The following is an 18,691-nucleotide window of genomic DNA, read 5'->3' as shown; positions in this document are numbered from 1 at the left end:
GTGCACTCCCTCAATGGACTGGGGGTGAACAGTGCAGTACCAGTCCAGTGGCCTGAAAGCGTCCATGAGGGTTTTATGTGGGGAAAGGCAGAGTGAACTTGGAGTGAACTTTTGAATCGTACTCCATCTAGCATGAGAAACTGATGCTACTTGACCGGCCTTCCGCTCATAGAGTTCACATGCGAGCGGCCAGGCGTCCAGGGGCTAAAATGCACGGTCCAGTCCAGTTCACAGTCCACTACCAGTTCAATGGCCTGAAAGCGTCCATGAGGGTTTTATGTTTGGGAAGCGAAAGTGGACTCTGGACGGACTTTCGATACGTGGCCCATCTAGTATAAGAAAATGATGCTACTTGACTGGCCTTTTGCGCATGCAGTCCGGCAAATTCCCGCGCAAAAATTGGTAGATTTTTCACGCGTACACTGGAGCGTTTAAAAAGGCTTACCGAAAAGGCGCCTTGACCTCTGAGGAGCTTGCGTAGGCTCGCGCAGAAGCCCGCTGAGCGCCGCGGGGCCAAAACGCCAGGACGCCTGGTAGCTGTGGCGGGTAGGAAGCAAAGAGGCGCCGCGAGCGCCTTCGTTAGCGCTGCGGGGAGAGGTCTGCCGGAGCGCCACCGGCCCGCGCGCTAAGGGCCTTCCACAGCGCGAGGGTAAGTACCGTCTTCTGGTTCGGTAAAATACGCTAAGGGGGTAGCGGTTCTAAGTCGCGCAGCTGAGAAGGGGACTGGTTCTTATTCGGTAGCTCTTTCCCGTGGTGGCTGGAAATCAGATGGCCTTGCTTTCGCCAGGCCTTTGACCTGCCAGGAGAAGGCTAAGGGCTCAAGGAGCTGGTCGAGGCAAGGTACGCAACCCAAACGCGTTCGTGCGCGAAAGGTGCGATGAGGGCATTGCGAGAAGGCTTTGTGCAGAATGCCCTAGCGCTTGAGATCTCGATCATCAGAAACGAGCTGGCCAAACGGAAAGGGTAATAGGCCTTGCAGTAAAACGATTAATTCGCGGTATCGGGTACGCAAGCTACTTAGGACAGGACCTCTGGCTTTCGTCAGCTCAAATCTGGCGGCTTCGGCACCTTTGAGCGCAAGGTGCTGCCAAAAAGTTAAAAACGACCCCCCTCAAATGTTGTGAGCGCCGATCGCAGGAGGGATCTTGACAGGGCCTACGAGCGCTTCAAGCATTACCTGGGCACCACTTCCGCCCTTGCAGCTGCAAGGAGCTATGAGGGCTCTGACCGGGACCTCCGGGCCCTTCTGGTAGCGCTTTCCGATTATCAGGTGAAGGTTCAGGGCGTCCTCTTGCCCATGCTGTTGGGTTTCTCCGATCATCTGAGGGCGTCGGGTGAAAGCGTGACCGAGGCGATCACCTCGGATCGCGCGTCCTTTTACTCCTTCCAGTGGAAAGGCCACCCTGGGTACAGGGGCTGGTATCACAGGTTTCTTACGGGAGACGCTTTCGAGGGCCTCCTCGACTCCCTTTCGTCCATGGTGAAGGAAAAATGGTTCGATAACGGAGCTTGCCTGCTCGGTCTACGGCGGAGATGTCGCTAAGCTCATCTTTTCGCTGGCTAGGGATAGAAGGTAGAGGGTAAAAACTACGTGGGATACTCTTGTGTCCTGAGAAGTATCCGCCAGCCAGAGTCAAAAGCGGGTTTATATTTTTGTGTAGCTAATAAGCCGTGAAGTCCATGGTCTTAAAAAGTTTCGGTGAACTTTTCCCTCTAGTGTGCGCTTTCAGGTCGTTTACGTTTGCTCCCTGGGGCAAGCAGAAATTAACCAATAAATAAGCCATGGATTAAAAGTTGTTTGTACAGACGTGGCCTATGCGTGGATTTTGAACATGGTTCAAAGCCGTCGGCCAACGGTAAAAAATATTTCGTTACGAGTAGTACATTGAAGTTGAGGTGTTGACCTTGATTCCATCTGACTTCGCTCCCGGTATTGTAATCAAGGGACCTAGGTGGCCAGAACCAGTAGAAATAAAGAGGGTTGAAACCGAGGACAATTACGTCCACATAATTGGTGCAACGACGACCTCCAGACAATACATCGACCAGCTCATCCCTCTATCAGACCTTCAAGAAGTTTCCATTAGCGAGCTCAAAAACGGACTTCTCAGCCGAGCCGTGGAGGATCTTCCTAGCCGTTGAGGGCAAAAGGTATCGTTACGCTGCCATGTACGACCCCCTCCTGGCGATGAACACTTCAAAGGTAGACCCCCTTCCTCACCAAATAGAAGCGGTCTACGGTTATGCCCTAAGGCTTCCAAGGATCCGCTTCCTTATCGCAGACGACCCAGCCGCCGGGAAGACCATAATGGCTGGGCTAATAATAAAAGAACTAAAGCTGAGAGGTTTGATCAAGAGGGTTCTCATAGTCGTTCCAGGGCACCTAAAGGACCAATGGCTCAGGGAAATGAAGGATCGGTTCGGGGAAAACTTCACGGTGGTCGACAGGAGCTCGCTTGAAACCCACTACGGCGAAAACGTATGGGAGCGCGACAACCAAATAATAACCTCAATGGACTTTGCCAAGAGAGACGATGTGTTGCCCTCGGTGGAATCGGCGAAGTTTGACTTAGTAGTTGTGGATGAAGCCCACAAGATGAGCGCCACCGTCTACGGAGATAAAGTCGCGAAGACGGACAGATACAGGCTCGGGGAGGTGCTTTCTAAAATAGCTGATCCCCATCTGCTCTTCTTGACGGCTACTCCCCACAGGGGCGACCCAGAGAACTTCAGGCTTTTTCTGGACCTACTTCAACCTGGTTTCTTCGCAACCGAAGAGATGGTGCTTCAGTCCATAAATGAGGGGGACAACCCGCTCTTCATAAGGAGGAAAAAGGAGGACTTAAAGGATTTCGACGGAAAGCCGTTGTTCCTTCCGCGTTACGTTACGACCCTTGCCCGTAATCTGTCTGAGCTCGAGAAAAAGCTTTACAATGATCTCTCGGCCTACGTCCACGACCAATACAACAGAGCTCTCAGCCGCGAAAAGAGACGCAACGTAGCATTTGCGCTTGTCATATTGCAGAGGAGGCTAGCCTCCAGCACCTACGCCATACTGAAGTCCTTGGAGAGGAGGAAGGATAGGCTTAATGAAATGCTCGAGAAGGCGCAGAGCCAGGTTCTTCCCAGCGAGATGCCAGAGCTCGATGAAGTGGAGGACATGGACGAGGATGAAAGGTGGAAGCTAGCTAAGCAATAGATTAATATCAATAAGCAGCGGAGATGTTACCGCCTAGGGTTTATGCAAATGTGTATAGAAATGCTTATAAAACGACATAACCGCTTTTTATGATGAATCAAAGCAGGACATTGTATGCCACGATACTGTTATTGCTCGTGTCCGTAACCTCTACCTTGGTTCTTGCTGACGTCGTTTTTACTTATAACGGAAAGGTTATCACCAGCGTAGTTGAGCAACCCATAGAGTTCGGCCCGGGCTCTAACGCCAACGCCGCGGCGATGAACTCGGCTACGCAATACGAGGGTACAACGATAACGACATCAAACGCGGGCTTTACCGTGACTGCCGCCATCTCAAACGCCGCGTCAATTTACTACTACGACGCGGTTCAGCTTACCGTGAATCAGGAAGGCTACATATATCTCAACAACGAAAGCATCGCCCCCACCGGAAGCGGAAGCGCAATAAACACGATGTACGTGTACATAGTCGGAGGAACTGTAAACGGAGCCATTGAGGTCATCGCCTCCGGGGTGACGACGCCCACGACCGGCATAACTTTACCTGTTGGCACGTATGAAGTCTCAATCAAGATAATACCCAACTTACCCGTGACTTCAGCAAGCTTGGAGACCGTCACGCTGCGCTTCGGCTACAACGTGATCAGCCAATCGTCAATACCCGTTCCTTAGCGGCGATGCCGCTTGGAAAGCAGCCAGCACTTCAAAATTTTCTTCTCTTTTACGCTCCTTTTGATTTTAGTGGCCTTCGCCTTCACGGCTTGGGATTTTCTTAGGACCCCTACGGTCTCCGTGCAATCATTTTTTAACGTTCCTTATGCTGACGTTTCTTCGATCAAGGCTACTAGCTCCGGCCTTTATCTTACGGTCAGCCTGTTCGGCTCTTCCGGCTTTCAGCCCGAGGGAGGTTCAGCAGTCATAATTGAGACTGGTAGGAGTTGCTCGTTAACGCCAGTTGACGGCCACCTTTACGGCTCTATTCCCCTATCGCCGTCTTACCTCGGTATGCGCGACGTTGGGGTAGAAGGCGTAGTGCAGGGTAGCTTTTTCGGGCAGCCATCGCAAATTCACTTCTTCTCGGTAGTCCCGCTTGATTTTACTATAAACGTAAGCGTGGTTGGGGTAAGCTTTTCCGGAGGCCTACTTCAGGTCAACATATCTTCCTCTTCCCCAGTGCCTGTTGTGATCGGGGGATTTTATAACGTATCTCTTGTAGACGACAGCACTCACAATTACGTCTTTAACAGCGTAGGCTACTGGAATATTTCTTATAGTGTTCAAGCCGGGGTGCACTTCGTGACAGCTACTTTTAGGCCGGGGGAGACTGGCGTCTCTACCTGGCTTTACTCGAGCGGCCCGCTATCCAGTGGTAGCTACACCCTTTACATGCCGACCCTGGTAACGTACGTGTTTCCGAACGCCAATTCAACCAGCTTGATGCAGTTTTACCACTACTTCGAGGTGAGACGAGGATGAGAAGAGAGGTAGTAACCTATTTGGTGTTGGCTTTAGCTTTCGTCGTTTCCTGGCTGATCTGGCCACTGTGGACAGCGCGCTCAAGCTTCTTTGAGGACAAGCTCATGCTAAATGGGATGCACGTATCTCTCCTCGGCTCTAGCTTCGTCTACTCGCTGGCCATAACCTACCTCATAGCGGGATACGCCTTGATTTCTGCCTTCGTCCTTATCCTCTGGAAGAACAAGTACTCGCTTTACGCTTCCTTTATAATAGCTTTTGTCTCGCTTACGTTGGTAGTGGATAGCATAATTTTTCGCTACAGGTATCTTATCAGCAGGGGGGCCTACGTTGTGCCAACGCCAACCGGTTACATATATTTCCAGGCCAGCGTATCTCTCAGTTTTGGCCCCCCCTTCTGGCTCTTGCTGGCCCTTCTAGTGCTTTCCGAGCTTAACCTTTCGACGAAAGCCTCATGGCTGAGAAGGGTTAGGAAGAGGCCGCTGGACAAGGTGGCCGTAAGCGTGCAGACGCAACCACTTGCGGCCGTCCTAATCGGCCTGAAGGAGCTTGGAATACCTCACGAATACCGCGAGGGCTCTATCAAATTTAACGGCGTTGAGGTTTATGAGGGTTCCCCTCGCGAGTTGAATAGCGATGAAGCCTTTGTGTTCCAACCTGAAGGAGGCGCACTTCACATAACGCCAGCGTCTCAGGAGCGCTTGGAAACCAGGGAGGCGGTCATGAGCGCGCTGGCCTCAGCGGTTAAAAGGTGGCAAGGGGTGACTGAAAATGAGTACGAAAGAGAGCGAGGCACTGGCCGGCGCGCTGCTGACGATACTTGTGCTGATAAGCTTGGCCTTTGCCGACGTGATCACGACTTACAACGGCGGCTTTTCGGTTACTGTTGTGCCTCAACCTGTGATACCGTGGCTCCAGACACCTTCCTGCGGCGGGGCTTTTAGCGCGGGCCCTGCGGGCTTCGCTCGGACGCTTTATGCCTGTACCCTTCAGACCACCTCCGGGTATCAGCTGACGTCCTTGCTCTCGGATTTGAACACGGCCGTGCGCGGAGAATTTTCGTTAAGCCTCAACGCAGCATCTCTCAGCGCGGCCGGAGTGGCTTCTGGAAATGTTGCCGCTTACGCCGGTGCCACTGCTAACGGAGCGCCCGTTGGTCAATCGCAGGTTTATCCCGCTAGCGAGTTCCCCTTGAACGCTGGCACTTACGCTCTTAAGCAAACGCTTTTGTTTTCCAGAGCCCCCGTCAACTCCGCGCTTCAAGGGGCTTTTAATTATTCCATTGGGGGAGCTATTTATTCTTACGACCTCTCGGAAAAAGTGATTGTACCCAGCGGCAACGCCTTTAACTTGCTAAATGGGGTCGGCTCCTTTTCCTCATCATATGTTTACCAAGGAGATAACGATGGGCTTCCCTCTAGCAGCTATCCCGAGTATTACTCGTCCTCGAATGCGCCTTCTGGTTATTGGAGCACAAGCTCAGTGGATCAACCCGTATACGAGCTGGTAGCCGCCCAGAGTGAGAGCGCAGGCACCGTTTTCTGGAACGAAAATTACGGTGGAAACGACGTCACTATGAGGGTGATCGCCACCTACGGCGGCGGTTCGTCGCAACCTGCCGATGGAATAGAGGTATACATGTTTCTGGATCCAGAAGGATGGGCAGCCAACAGCAATTATGATGATAGTATTCCTTACAGCGCCTCTGGGACCAGCGGGCCAGATGGAGTAGGCTCCTTTTCACCTATCCAAGGCGACGTGATGTTGCCAGCTAGCGGCTTAGAACACTCTCATTATTTGTCTGTTGTGCCAGAAAATTATTTAGTTGTGCAATGGGATCCCTACTGGCAAACCCGTGGAACGGCGGCTGGAGCGACGGGCCAATTCAACGTTTGGATAGTTACAAGTTACTTCTACTTCAACTGGTTCACCTTTCCTTATCAATTCTATTGCCAAGTTTCCCCCTCGCCGTCTCCGAATCTTGGGAACTCGTACTCAGGATGGGATGGTGTGGGCACTGGGTATTTCTTACCGAAACCAAAAGATTACGTTTGCCTCACGGTTACTTATGATGGTTCAAATAATTCCATTTATGGTAATGCACTTGACCTTAACACGGGCCAAGTCGCTACGTTGTCCCTATCTCTTGGAAATGCTTTTACCAATCCATCTTCGGGTCCATATATCTTCGGCGTCGGTGGGAGCACGGGAAATAGTTACAATAACTGGGGCTTCACGCTTGTAAACTACGCAAGTCGATGAATGATATTTTTATGATCTGCAATTAGTAGTTAATGTGGCATACTGGCCTTATGTGCTTTACAACCTTTGGTGTTTTAATAGAGATACGTTGGTTCGCATTACGCGTTTTGATGGTACTTGCTGCGATTAAGACTCCGTTTATTGCGGCCTCCTTTATGTCTGTTGGTGGCATCAATCTTACGCTATCGTGGTTCCGGATTGTTCGGAACATGACAATACATCTTGCCACTCGTATTCTGGCAATATCGAAAGGTCTTGCTGAAATTTTTATGACAGTGGCTCAACAAAAATTGGTTAATTATTTTAGTGATTGAATCATAGCATTTCTAAGCTTAAATGTCGGAAAGTGGGGACTGGTATGGCTGGCTGGATAAAGATTTATACCGGTCCTATGTTCTCGCGCAAGACCGAAGAGCTCATGGCGGAGATGCACCGCTATCAGATAGCCAAGAAAGAGGTCAAGCTGTTCAAGCACTCATTGGATACGCGCTACGGCGACGATATCGTCAGTCACGACGGGCGCAGCATGCCTGCCACGAAGGTTTCTTCTCCGGCGGAAATTCTTGTCCTTTCTACGAACGTGGATGTGATTGGAATAGACGAGGCCCAGTTCTTTGACGGGAAGATCGTTGACGCGGTGCAGCAGCTTGCAGATCAAGGAAAAAGGGTAGTAATTGCCGGACTGGACAAGGATTACTTGGGCAGGCCGTTCGGCCCCATGCCTTATCTGTTGGGCATTGCGGATGAGGTGGTCAAGCTGACCGCAGTTTGCTCGGTATGCGGAGCACCAGCGACCTTTACGGTAAGGCTTTCCAAATCTTCTGAGGAGGTTTTAGTGGGTGGTGTCGGCGTATACGAGCCGAGATGCAGGAGTCATAGGCAAGCTGGATAAGCAAGAAAATGTAGACTCATATAAGAAGAGAAGCTATTTAAGCGTGTCTCATGCAGATAACTTTTATGGGTTTAATTGGCCGATTTCAGGAAAATGCTTAAACGTTATTATTAGGGAGCTCGTCGTGAGGAAAGGTCTTTCCGAGATAGTGGGTTCTCTGATAACTACGATGATAGTTATCTCTCTTTTCGTTGTGGTTTACGTTACCAGTCTTCCTGCGCTAGAGAGTTTTCTCGGGAACGCCGTTTACACAACGCAGAAGGAGGCAAAGCAGGTGCAGGAAGACTTGGTGATAGAGGAGTTTGCCGTTAACTTGACTTCAAACTCCGCTCATATATGGGTGGCAAACGTGGGCCTTCAGCCCGTGACGATAACTCAGGTGTATGTCAATGGGCAGGGCTCGAAGGTGAATGTGTACATTGGTTTATCCGATACTGTCGAGATAACGGTTCCTATTAGTGGTTCAGCGCCATCCTATTACGTGGTTGTTATAACTGGCGATGGTTATAGTACGAGCGTGACCTGGTCATGAAGACGAGTAGACCCGCTCAATCGACGGTCGTGGGTGCGATGTTCTTTATCATATTGCTCTTCTTCTCGCTAGGTATATTTTACTACTTGGAGCAGAACTACGTGGAGTATGGGAATGCCATGCAAAGCGCCTTGCAGCTGGCGCAGGAAAGGAACAACCAGAGGTTCGCGCTGAGCGAGGCCTACGTGTATCCCGCAAAGAACGGCTTTGCGACGCTATTCTACGTGAGAAACGAGGGCGGGGTGCCAATCGATTTGGTGAACGCATACCTTTATGACGAAACAACCAGCAGCGCGAGTAGGTATAAGGTAAATATATTTGTTAATCCAGGGCAGTCGTTATGGGTTAACCTGACGAAGTATAACTCGAGCTTTCCCGCGGTGCTCAATGGCTATTACAACGTTTCCCTGTGGACTTCTTTGGGCGTTGGCGCGTCGACCTTGGTGGTTGCAACCTCCAATGGCGTGCTCTCTTCATCATCTCCTGAGGGTAACGTGTTTCCAGTCCCCGGCTCGACCAGCATAATCGTGGGCAACGCGGCCTCTGTGGGTCAATCTTCGAACAACTTGTTCTTGAAATGGAAGTTCAGGTTTTGGTCTCCAGGTGAGTTTGCGGTTGCGAACTTCACGATGTCATTTTTGGTTGTAAACAATAACCCTTACCCAATTACGATATACCCCAATACCAGTGTTGAGCTAGACTGGATACCAACCCCAGAGCAACTTCATGAGCTGGCCGTGGAGATGTCCGCTCAGGGACAAACCACTTTCTCTGGAACAACCGGCGCTGCTTTACCCATAAACAAAACGATCTTGATCCCTCCTGACTCTGTAAAGAAGATAAACGTAACGGGATATAATGTTATGTTTTATAGCTTGAATTGGTACTTTAGTTTTTTTGTACCTGGGCTTAAAAATATTAGTAGTTCAGAAACTTCTAGCATTTTCAACCAGAATTTTGATCAGCTTTACGTTCCGATTTATCCGTTTGCAGCTACTAATTATCTTTTTGCGGGAAGGGTCTTGCTTAGTTATTTTTTGCTAGGCAAAACTTATAACATGTACCTGAATAATGGATACTTTAATCTTACAGTATATGCGCCTCCTTCATATGCAACCCTAGCAATAAATATAATTAATAATAATAATTATAATAATGGTATCACGTATTCTTATAGCACTACACCGGGGGTTACCGAATCCGGGACCATTACCTCCAATCAAGAATTGAGGATACCGATAGGCGTGCCCATAAGCTTGGGTGCAGAACCAGAGATAGGAATAATACGGGCGAACTACAATAAGCCCGCGGCTACTGCTTTCTATGGATGGAGCTTAAATGAGCCGCTTGGCGCCCAGCCGTATTTTTTATCTAGTCAAACCTCTATCAATACCACGCTGACGGTATATGGGAGTAATAACGTACTGCAAGCAACCTTCAGTAGCCCAGCTTTCTACCTCACCTCTAATGTATCCATAACGATTTCGCCAGGTGGTTCTGCTGTTGCGAGACTTGCGATCGTGCCAAATGCTTTTGCATTAATCAATAACGTGACATTTAGCGTGCCAAGCTGGCCCAATCAGACCGCTGGGATCGGCTTGAAGTTTAGTCCTTCGGTAGTCAGTCTAAGTAACGGGCAACCAAATACCGTAATCAGTGTAAACATAGCTAAAGCCGTAGTTCCTGGAACATACAAGGTATACATAGAAGCGGTAGCTAGCGGTAACTTTATTGGTCAAAATGCTTTCGCAACTAGCGCAAGTGAAATCTGGGTTCTGTACGTTAACGTAATTGGTGGTTGATCTGGGTTGCCGCATAATTCAAGACAGCACTCTCAACACGTAGGATAAGCAGTAGTTAGAGCCACGAGATTACGATAGCTAAGAGTTCTAACAACTGAGATGTATCCGGTGACAAGAGATAGTAGCTCTAAACGCCATTGGTGCTCCTATGATGAAGAGCTCGTTATCAAGGGCGAGTTCCCGCTAGGGTTAGGATCTTTAAGCCCTAGAAGATGCAGAGAGAAGACGGGCTATGGGAAACGCTGAGTTGTAAAGGGGGTTTCGGTTGCGAAGAGCAATTTCGGTGAGGATACAAGCTCTAGAAACCCTCAAATGCCCATAGTGGAAGCAGTGCAGAAGGCGTGGGCACATGACGTGATGACCTATTATGTTAAAGCAAGGGGCACGCAAAAATGGAATAACATGAAATCGTGTACCAGGATTTATTCAACAAAATGGGCCAAGAAACGTTTTTAACGCACAAATCGAGTTTGATCATGGGTTCCTTTGACAAGAAGATCGCGGCGTTTTATATCGTTGAAGCGGGAGTCGCATTCGCCTTATTCTACTGGCTTGCCGTGACTTCGGCTTGGGCTGGTTCGCAGACGATTAAGGCCAATGGCGTGGTAGGTACTTTCTTCACCCTTGGCATTTTGGCATATTTCTTTGGGCTTGCTCATGCACTAGATGCGGATCACCTCGCCGCCATAGACAACTCGACTAGGAAGTTGGTCCAAGAGCAGAAGCCATCTCACTTTACTGGCCTCTTCTTCTCATTAGGACATTCCACCGTCGTTATCGCTTTGGCGCTTTTGCTGATGATAGCTACAAGAGCGGTGGCTGGAGCTATGCCGGGGCTTGAGAACGTGGGCAACTTCGTGGGCACGGCTGTGAGCGGTGGCTTTCTTTATCTCATAGGTTTCCTAAACTTGGTCGTTCTCTTTCAAATACGCAAGCTCTACAGGGATGCCAGAGGCGGGAAGTCTATAGACGTTGATGCCGAGCTGTCTGAGAAGGGCTTCATGGGTAGACGCATAAGGGCGTTGTTCAAAGCCGTAGATAAGCAGAGCTACATGTATCCCATAGGCCTGCTTTTTGGGCTTGGCTTTGATACCGCAACCCAGACGGCTCTTCTCGCCATTTCGGCGGCGGCCGCGGGCATCTTCCTCAGAGTTCCCCTTCCCTCCCTCATGATCTTTCCGCTTCTTTTCACCGCGGGCATGACCACGGTTGATTCAACGGACGGGTTCTTCATGAACAGGGCTTATCAATGGGCCATGACGGGTAACCCGATCAAGAAGATCTGGTATAACATGACCATGACGGCCGTGTCGATAGTTGTGGCCTACTTCGTGGGGACGCTTGAGCTACTCGGCCTTCTGGCATCTGAGATGGGGCTGACCGGCTTTCCGTGGGGTTGGCTCGAAGCCGTGACCAGCGGGACCTCCTGGGGGGAGATCGGCACCATGATAATCGGGATATTTGCGCTGACTTGGGCGATTTCCTATCTCCTTTACAGGAGAAGGCCACAGCAGCGCGAGGTGGGATAACCATTTAAGTGAACCCAGAACGATACCAAATGGCCACGCAACCCAATATAGTGCCCACCGAACCCGAGGTAGTGGAGTTTGAGCTTGAGGAAGAGCCCAAGTGGATAAGACTAAAGCTCAAGGACGGGACGGTGCTTGAGCTCAAGAACGAGATAACCGCAGTTGTAAAGGTCGGTTACGATGCCAACACGGGGATTCCCGTTTACACGGTTCAGTCCGCTGGGATAATGAGGGTTAAGTACGTGCCCAAGGAGCTCATAAAGAAGCCGGGTCAGAAGGCTGGCCCAACATATCAGCGACTTTTATCCATAAGGGACGCTTGCGTTGTTAGCTAATTCCTCTTAAGATTTGGGCCCTAACACCGGTCAAAAATTCTAATCTGACTCCACGGCGTTGCGCTTTGTCCTAAGGTAGTTTTTCAGTGGTTTATCGAAGTATATGTAAGCCATTGCCAAGACGGGTTGGATCATCGGTATTAGAGCTGGTACAACAGCAGCCGCGGGGTTGAGCGCCATCATGGCTATGGCGGCAGCCACGCTTTGATTTTTTGAGGTCGATGTGAAAGCTATTGCCTGGTGATCTTCATAAGATATGCCAAGTGCCTTACTGACCATTATTGATGCGCTTAGAGTGCCAAGTATTATGATGGCCTGGTATGCTATGATGGCGCCCACTATGTATGGCTTAGCTATCAGGAAGTTCGCCTCTTTCATGACAAGCACGAAGACCAACGCGAAGAGCGAAATTATGGTTGCTGATGAGAGATAAGGCGCTGCTCTCTTTTCGACAAACTCCTTATCTCTTGATGCGCGAAGTGCAATGCGCGTTACTTGGCCAAGTACGAGCGGCAACACGAGTATGTAAAGGATCGAGCTCATTATGGGAGATATGGGAACGGCAAGCGAGGCATGCCTACCGTAAAACTGAAGGTATAGGGGAATAGCAGGAATGGCAACCACCAACCCTAGGATGGCCAACGCTGTGGCAAGCTCTATGCTTCCCTCGGCTATTAGCACGTATCCGACGGAAGCGCTGCCCGCGGGCACCACGTTAACCACCATGAAGCCTAGCCCAATTCCCCTGTTGCCCAGCGTTGGAGCGAGCACGTAGGCCATTAAGGGAGCTAATGCGAAAACATACACTAGCGAAAGCAGAAGGCTCTTCCATTCCTTGAATGCCTTTCCTAATGCCTCGCCTTTGAGTTGTATCATTGAAGGGTAGACGGTAGCAACCGCTATCAACATGACTATATCAGTGAAGAGCTGCTTTGGTATCCGGCTTATGTACATCGCATCAAAGTGTCCTACGAATATGGCAAGCATTATGAGACCGATCGTGTAAGCGAGCAGGTACTTCTTCAAATGCTTTGAGAGACCCCACACTATTCCCTGGTTTTCGCTCATAACTAGTTCACCTTTATGGCGGTGTTTCGGTTTTTATTTGAGCAGAAGGCCGCTAGAAAGTCCATACCCTCTCTGATGCAGAGAGGTAGAATGGCCAGACCTTGTGGCGTCAACAGCTGGGACCAGATTTATCCAAGCTTCTTTGGTCATTTTTCTCACGTATAACGGCTTTATACCTGAGCTATTTAACTTTATCGGGGCTAGGAAAATCCCTTTTTATAAGGAGGGGATGACTCCAAAAGGCATTTTGTATTAACGGCGTATTTTCCCCTCAGCTAGTCGAGTAGGGCTGGTGCGGCCCGAGCTTGCTAAGCTCAACGATTCCGTGCTGGTTGGCGAGACGGTTGATCCTTGCATGAGGGAGAGTACCTGATCTACGGGTACGTGAAGGGGTAGGGTTGGTCCAAGTGATGAGGCTGGGTAACAGCACGAATGGCTCGGTATCAAGCGTTCTTAAGAACCTTATGGATTCTGGCTTTATCAAGAAATATGCGAAAAAGTACATTATAGCGGATCCCGTTCTTCGGCGTGGGATTCCTATGTGCTTCTAAATAATGTGATAAATACGCGGCTGAGGGGTCAGGCTTTGTGATTTATCTTATGGATGAGGGATTTTCTTGAATTGCAAGGTCAAATTTTAAGGGATTAGTTATTATCTGGTATGGGTGCGATCGATCATGGATTAACCATTTATGATGAGGGACGTGCAGAGACTTCATCGGTAACGTAGTTGTAGCTCTCTCAGTTTCAATGAGCGGTCTTCCACTCTTAATAAAAGTGCTTCTCATTAACCCATGGGGAGAACTCAGCCATCGCTTACGGCCGTGGTGGATCACGAGCTCAACAAGTTCGAAAGGGTGTCTTCAAGGCTTAAAGACGAAAAGCTTAGGGCTAGAGTTCGGGCGCTGAGGCGCCGCGTAAGGGAGGTCGAGGGGGCCCTCGAGGACGAGCCGACGGATCCGCTTGAGATAGTTTTGATCGCCTCGTTTATGGATGATCGAAATTGAGGGGATACGTGATCGACGCGATTCCCGTCCGTGGTGGAATAAGGGTTCTTCTGGATGGTTTAAGGGAGGTCTTCCTAAAGACCACGTTTCCGATATACGTCGCGGCTGAGAGCCCTCCTGATTTCTATGAGCATCCTGACGTGACCTCCGTTGAGGAAGAGGAGTGGGAATCTTTTGAAGGTCCCATTAAACTTTACCACGTAGAGCTTGAAGACGTAAGCGCTTTAAGCGCATTCAGGAGAAAGTTCAAGCTTTACAACACCATCCCCTCCCCTCTTGCCCAGGCCCTCGTAAGGCTGAACGTTCTTCCGTTTAGGTTCGTTGATTTCAATGAAGTAGAGAGGGTTTTGAGCGGCCCAAACGATTTCCCGGAGATAAGGTACGCTGAGATCCGCAGATATAGCTGGTTCGGACCTGACAGAAGGGGGAATCGGTATAGGGTGTTTCTAAATGGCGAGCTCGTGGAGGAGGGAGAGGGTTCACCAAGGCTCGGTTGCGACGTGGCCTACTGCGAGGGCGAGTGCGGCGGGGTTAGGGCAGTATTGAAGCTTCATCCGAGATCGCGGGATTTCAGCCTCAAGGCCGATATAGAGCGCAGCCTCGTGGCGAGGGTTCCGTTAAGGGAGATAGCGGGGTCGAGCATAGGTAAAGCCCTAACGATAAACGAGACCTGGGTGGCCATGAGGAGGAGGTTCGCGGTTCCCGACGTCAAGGTCAACGTGGAGCGCCCGAGGACCCTTAAGGATCTCATCGACGATGATAGGGCGGGGCTTATAATATTCCCAAGGCCTGGCTTTCACGACGTCGCCTACCAGCTTGACTTCACGTCCATGTACCCCTCCATAATAGTGACCAGGAACATATCACCTGAGAACGTGCTAAGGGCATCAGGAGGTCGGCTTGGCATAGTTCCCGAGGCCCTTAAGGGGCTTCTCGAGGCAAGGCGGGTCCTAAAGGCGGTTGATGAGGAAAGGGCGGACGCGGTTAAGTTCATGCTCGTTGCCTCCTTTGGGTACTTGGGATACAGGAACTCGAAGTTCGGAAGGGTTGAGGCATATGAGGAGGTCACAAGGGTTGCTAGAGAGGCCCTGAAAGAGGCAATAGGACTTGCCGAGAAAAGGGGCTTCGAGGTCCTTCACGGAATAGTAGATTCGCTTACCGTGAAGGGACCAAGTGAGGGCCTTGAAGGGCTCATGTGTTCGATAGAGGAGGCCACCGGCCTTGGAATGAGGGTTGACGCCGAGTACGATTGGGTAGCCTTCACTAGGGGCCTTCTCGGCGAGCCCCATCCTCAGAGATACTTTGGCAGAGTTCGCGGCGGGGCGCTTAAGGTAAGGGGAGTCATAAAGGCTAACCAGCCAAATTTGGTCAAGGGTTTTTTGCTGGAGCTCTTATCTGTTGCTTCCAAGGAGGTAAGGGGTGAAGACGCCAGAAGGGCTATGCTTGATGCCCTTCCCTCACTGACGGAGAAGTACGTTAGACTAAGCGCTGACGGAGAGCCCCTGGATTACGTGATGATGGTAAGGGGGGTTCCTTACGTCAGAGGGGTAGGAGGGTTTTATCGGGCCTACCTCTACCGCGGCCATGATCCGGTCTACTACGCGGATTACGTTAGAAGAACGGCCAGGGAGGTGAGAGGCTGGCTTGAAGACGGGATTTGACGAGCTCGACGAGGTAATAGCCGACGACTGGACCGTGGAGTTCTTCTCGATCAACGCAAGGCTAATCTTCTCCTTTTACCACAGGGTCATCGTCGAGTCCGCTCCCGTTAACGTGCTGGTAGTAGGGGAAAGAGGAGGGCTTGACCCCTACCTTTTGATCCAGATAGCGAGGGCCATAGGAAGAGAGTCCGTGGAGGAGGGGTTGATCATTAGGAGAGCCTTCAACGCCGAAGACGTCCCTCCCTCTATTGAATCCTTTGACGGCGACCTAGTGATCATCGACCCATATCATCACAACAAGCTACAGGACAGGGTGGCCTCGGCGATAAAGGAGAGGGGAGGCAAGACCTTCCTCTTCTCCTTTGGAGACAGAAGAAGATTTGGAAGCGTGTTTGGCTGGCATGTGGCCTCATCGGTGATCGAGCTGAAGGAAGTAGAGGGCGGATTTAAGGCCAGGTTGATAAAGAGCCCATCTCATCCTGAAGTGGAGCTTGCCTTTTCATCGGTTTTCTGGAGGGCGGAAGATGGGTTATCGCGGTGGTTGGCGAAGCCCTTAAAAGAGGCTTAAGGTTTGCCAAATGCCGGATCAGCAGTTCGTAGAGTTGTTGCGCGAGCTTTCAGAGGCCTTTGGGCCCTCAGGTCATGAAGAAGAGGTTAGGGAGATAGTGCTGAGGGAGATGCGCCCTTACGCGGATGAGATAAGGGTAGATAAGTGGGGAAACGCCATAGGCGTCAGAAAGGGAGGAAAGCGCACGGCCATGGTGGCGGCCCACATGGATGAGATAGGTTTGCTCGTGGACCGCGTTGAGGAAAACGGTTTTCTTAGGTTTCGTGGTATAGGCGGCTGGAACGAGGTCACGCTTGTGGGCCAGAGGGCGGTGCTGAAGGCGCAGGACGGAAGGGAGGTGAAGGGCGTCATAGGTGGAAGGCCACCCCACGTCACTCCCCAGGGAAAGGAGAGGGAAGCTCCCGAGCTTAAGGAGCTCTTCATAGACGCTGGCTTCCAAAGCGCGGCCGATGCCGAGAAGGCGGGCGTGGCCGTCGGGACGGTTGGCGTGCTCGACAGGAAGTTCGAGCAACTTGCCGGGGACATGGTCACCGGAAAGGCCTTTGACAACAGGGTTGGGGTCGCGGTCATGCTTTGGGCCATTAGGGAGCTGATGAGGAGCGAGGCCACGATTTATTTCGTGGCGACTGTCCAGGAAGAGGTGGGGCTGAGAGGAGCGCAGGTTTCCGCTGATGCTATAAACCCGGACTTCGCGATAGCGCTCGACACGACCATTGCCGCTGACGTCCCAGGCGTTCCTGAAAGGGACAGGGTGACGACGTTGGGCAAAGGCCCAGCCATAAAGGTGGCTGATGGGGGAAGGGGAGGGCTTTTCATCGCCCATCCTAGGGTCAACGAGCACCTTAGGTCGGTGGCTTCCCGCGAAGGGATCCCGTTCCAGCTCGAAGTGCTTATAGGGGGAAGCACCGACGCGCAGGCCATAGCCTTCAGGAGGAGCGGCATACCTTCCACGACGATATCCATACCTACCAGGTACGTGCACTCGCCAGTTGAGGTGCTCAGCGTTTCCGATGCGCTCAACGCCGCGCACCTGCTGAGAGCTTCACTGGAATCCGCAGATGAGGCTTTCTTTGAGGAAATATCGGAGAAAAAGTTAAAGCGACGTTAAAGCGATAAAAATCGCTTTGTACTCTACTTTTCTTTGGACCTCAAACGGCGCAGTAGCGAGTCCAGCAGGGCGATCAAGGCACCGTAGACGTACAACGTCGAAAATAATAGCGCATAAGGTAACCTGAAACGGCTGCAGCAACCGGCGATGCGGAGTATTTGATGAAGGATATCGAGCCATTCACGGCCGTGTACTTGCTTTTGTCTACGCATGATAAAGGAGTGCCTGTGGTATCTCTTTCATGGCTAGCACATCCCCAAGTACTATGAACAGACCGCCGAGCCAGAAAGCGGCGAAAAACCGTGAAAACCAGAGAATGAACTATGGTCGAGGTTCTTAGATATAAGGAAAAAAGAGGAGTATAAAGCCGTAACCATAGCTGGCTATAAACTTGGACGCTGTGGCGAGAACGCTGTTGTTTTACAGTGCCTTAAACGCTTTGGGCTTGAAGGCTTGTGGAATTTGAGAACCATCTTAGTCCGCAAAATCAAGTATATCATCTGTATTGGGTTGCAAAGATGGAGAAGGCAGGAAAAGGGGACGCGTACAAGTCTGATTAACTGATTGCAAGGTGGGGTTATTGAGCTACCGGGTTTGCTTATAAGTCCGTATTTATGACATAGGGCCAATTTTGGCGAGTTATGTGTTCGAGCAACTTACTCGGTTTGACTTTAGCGTGAGCATGAGCTCGTCTGAGAAGGCGCTGGTTTTTACGGTTTAGGGCTACTTTGAAAATCTGCCGTGCCTCGCTGTTGATTTGATGCATTATAGTGCCCGAGGGTCGTGGCTTTCCTACTCGTATCATGCACTTAGCATAAACATACTTTATCCCCTTAGCTTGAGTTTCAGTCATCGGCATTATCCTTAAATTTGTATAATTTGTATTTTAATGATGTCAGAGCTAAAGAAAGAGATCTTCGAGTTACTCGATAAGGACGCGGAGTTTCGTTACGCGATTGCGGGCTATCTCGGATTAGGAGATATAATAAAGAAGCTTGATGAGCAGAGCGAGACTTTGAAGCAGCTTCTGGAGAGCAACAACAGGCTCTGGGAAGAGGTAAAGTCGCTAAGGGAGGGTCAGGATAAGCTGTGGGAGAGCAACAATAAGCTGTGGGAGAACAACAACAGGCTCTGGGAGGAGCTGAAATCTCTCCGCGAGGGTCAAGACAAGCTGTGGCAAGAGAACCAGAAGATTTGGGAGGAGCTGAAATCTCTCCGCGAGGGTCAAGACAAGCTGTGGCAAGAGAACC

General features: G+C 50.6%; 16 protein-coding genes and 1 pseudogene. 16 read left to right on the top strand and 1 reads right to left on the bottom strand.

The window, feature by feature from the left end:
• Positions 1-1,120 precede the first annotated feature (1,120 nt).
• The 11 genes from PRZ02_RS03475 to PRZ02_RS03425 all read left to right on the top strand — a co-directional run bounded on the left by PRZ02_RS03475 (position 1,121) and on the right by PRZ02_RS03425 (position 12,029).
• Positions 1,121-1,543: a hypothetical protein gene (locus tag PRZ02_RS03475; RefSeq protein ID WP_449464472.1), complete on the top strand. Its 423-nt coding sequence runs from the start codon at positions 1,121-1,123 to the stop codon at positions 1,541-1,543.
• A 362-nt stretch (positions 1,544-1,905) separates the two neighbouring features.
• Positions 1,906-2,142, top strand: coding sequence for a hypothetical protein (locus PRZ02_RS03470; RefSeq protein ID WP_449464471.1), 237 nt, complete (start codon positions 1,906-1,908; stop codon positions 2,140-2,142).
• A gap of 25 nt (positions 2,143-2,167) precedes the next feature.
• Complete coding sequence (locus tag PRZ02_RS03465) at positions 2,168-3,199, top strand: DEAD/DEAH box helicase (protein WP_449464470.1); 1,032 nt, start codon at positions 2,168-2,170, stop codon at positions 3,197-3,199.
• A gap of 89 nt (positions 3,200-3,288) precedes the next feature.
• Positions 3,289-3,873 carry a hypothetical protein gene (locus PRZ02_RS03460; RefSeq protein ID WP_449464469.1) on the top strand — a complete coding sequence of 195 codons (585 nt, stop codon included), beginning with the start codon at positions 3,289-3,291 and terminating at the stop codon, positions 3,871-3,873.
• Between the two features lie 12 nt (positions 3,874-3,885).
• Positions 3,886-4,677, top strand: coding sequence for a hypothetical protein (locus PRZ02_RS03455; RefSeq protein ID WP_449464468.1), 792 nt, complete (start codon positions 3,886-3,888; stop codon positions 4,675-4,677).
• 771 nt (positions 4,678-5,448) lie between these two features.
• On the top strand, positions 5,449-6,939 hold the full coding sequence (locus tag PRZ02_RS03450) for a hypothetical protein (RefSeq protein ID WP_449464467.1): 1,491 nt from the start codon (positions 5,449-5,451) through the stop codon (positions 6,937-6,939).
• A gap of 358 nt (positions 6,940-7,297) precedes the next feature.
• Positions 7,298-7,831, top strand: coding sequence for a thymidine kinase (locus PRZ02_RS03445; protein ID WP_449464466.1), 534 nt, complete (start codon positions 7,298-7,300; stop codon positions 7,829-7,831).
• A gap of 124 nt (positions 7,832-7,955) precedes the next feature.
• Complete coding sequence (locus PRZ02_RS03440; protein ID WP_449464465.1) at positions 7,956-8,363, top strand: hypothetical protein; 408 nt, start codon at positions 7,956-7,958, stop codon at positions 8,361-8,363.
• A complete protein-coding gene (locus PRZ02_RS03435) occupies positions 8,360-10,165 on the top strand; it encodes a hypothetical protein (RefSeq protein WP_449464464.1) in 1,806 nt (601 codons plus the stop codon). Before PRZ02_RS03440 ends, PRZ02_RS03435 begins: the two co-directional genes overlap by 4 nt.
• Before the next feature lie 476 nt (positions 10,166-10,641).
• On the top strand, positions 10,642-11,694 hold the full coding sequence (locus PRZ02_RS03430) for a HoxN/HupN/NixA family nickel/cobalt transporter (RefSeq protein ID WP_449464463.1): 1,053 nt from the start codon (positions 10,642-10,644) through the stop codon (positions 11,692-11,694).
• A gap of 29 nt (positions 11,695-11,723) precedes the next feature.
• Positions 11,724-12,029: a hypothetical protein gene (locus PRZ02_RS03425; RefSeq protein WP_449464462.1), complete on the top strand. Its 306-nt coding sequence runs from the start codon at positions 11,724-11,726 to the stop codon at positions 12,027-12,029.
• A gap of 39 nt (positions 12,030-12,068) precedes the next feature.
• Here PRZ02_RS03425 and PRZ02_RS03420 read toward each other — a convergent pair whose 3' ends face one another.
• The gene (locus PRZ02_RS03420) at positions 12,069-13,097 is read right to left on the bottom strand and encodes an arsenic resistance protein (protein WP_449464461.1); all 1,029 of its coding nucleotides are present in this window, start codon (positions 13,095-13,097) and stop codon (positions 12,069-12,071) included.
• 794 nt (positions 13,098-13,891) lie between these two features.
• Here PRZ02_RS03420 and PRZ02_RS03415 point away from each other — a divergent pair.
• The 5 genes and pseudogenes from PRZ02_RS03415 to PRZ02_RS03395 form a co-directional block, all read left to right on the top strand.
• A complete protein-coding gene (locus PRZ02_RS03415) occupies positions 13,892-14,104 on the top strand; it encodes a hypothetical protein (protein WP_449464460.1) in 213 nt (70 codons plus the stop codon).
• Positions 14,101-15,765, top strand: a complete 1,665-nt coding sequence (locus PRZ02_RS03410) for a DNA polymerase domain-containing protein (RefSeq protein ID WP_449464459.1) — start codon at positions 14,101-14,103, stop codon at positions 15,763-15,765. Before PRZ02_RS03415 ends, PRZ02_RS03410 begins: the two co-directional genes overlap by 4 nt.
• Positions 15,749-16,333, top strand: coding sequence for a hypothetical protein (locus PRZ02_RS03405; RefSeq protein ID WP_449464458.1), 585 nt, complete (start codon positions 15,749-15,751; stop codon positions 16,331-16,333). The genes PRZ02_RS03410 and PRZ02_RS03405 overlap by 17 nt, the downstream gene beginning before the upstream one ends.
• Positions 16,334-16,343: 10 nt before the next feature.
• A complete protein-coding gene (locus tag PRZ02_RS03400) occupies positions 16,344-17,441 on the top strand; it encodes a M42 family metallopeptidase (protein ID WP_449464457.1) in 1,098 nt (365 codons plus the stop codon).
• Between the two features lie 892 nt (positions 17,442-18,333).
• Positions 18,334-18,691, top strand: a pseudogene (locus tag PRZ02_RS03395) (hypothetical protein); the annotation flags it as partial.

The organism is Tardisphaera saccharovorans (assembly GCF_046635845.1).
GTDB lineage: Archaea > Thermoproteota > Thermoprotei_A > Marsarchaeales > UBA168 > UBA168.
The sequence above is the reverse complement of the archived record's forward strand: the minus strand, read 5'-3'. Positions and strand labels throughout refer to the sequence as shown.

What these genes read in the sequence shown, in the direction of transcription:
- PRZ02_RS03460 (WP_449464469.1), top strand. Translation starts at nt 3,289, where the DNA reads ATGATGAATCAAAGCAGGACATTGTATGCCACGATACTGTTATTGCTC.
- PRZ02_RS03415 (WP_449464460.1), top strand. Translation starts at nt 13,892, where the DNA reads ATGGGGAGAACTCAGCCATCGCTTACGGCCGTGGTGGATCACGAGCTC.
- PRZ02_RS03450 (WP_449464467.1), top strand. Translation starts at nt 5,449, where the DNA reads ATGAGTACGAAAGAGAGCGAGGCACTGGCCGGCGCGCTGCTGACGATA.
- PRZ02_RS03435 (WP_449464464.1), top strand. Translation starts at nt 8,360, where the DNA reads ATGAAGACGAGTAGACCCGCTCAATCGACGGTCGTGGGTGCGATGTTC.
- PRZ02_RS03420 (WP_449464461.1), bottom strand. Translation starts at nt 13,097, where the DNA reads ATGAGCGAAAACCAGGGAATAGTGTGGGGTCTCTCAAAGCATTTGAAG.
- PRZ02_RS03425 (WP_449464462.1), top strand. Translation starts at nt 11,724, where the DNA reads ATGGCCACGCAACCCAATATAGTGCCCACCGAACCCGAGGTAGTGGAG.
- PRZ02_RS03465 (WP_449464470.1), top strand. Translation starts at nt 2,168, where the DNA reads ATGTACGACCCCCTCCTGGCGATGAACACTTCAAAGGTAGACCCCCTT.
- PRZ02_RS03400 (WP_449464457.1), top strand. Translation starts at nt 16,344, where the DNA reads ATGCCGGATCAGCAGTTCGTAGAGTTGTTGCGCGAGCTTTCAGAGGCC.
- PRZ02_RS03430 (WP_449464463.1), top strand. Translation starts at nt 10,642, where the DNA reads ATGGGTTCCTTTGACAAGAAGATCGCGGCGTTTTATATCGTTGAAGCG.
- PRZ02_RS03445 (WP_449464466.1), top strand. Translation starts at nt 7,298, where the DNA reads ATGGCTGGCTGGATAAAGATTTATACCGGTCCTATGTTCTCGCGCAAG.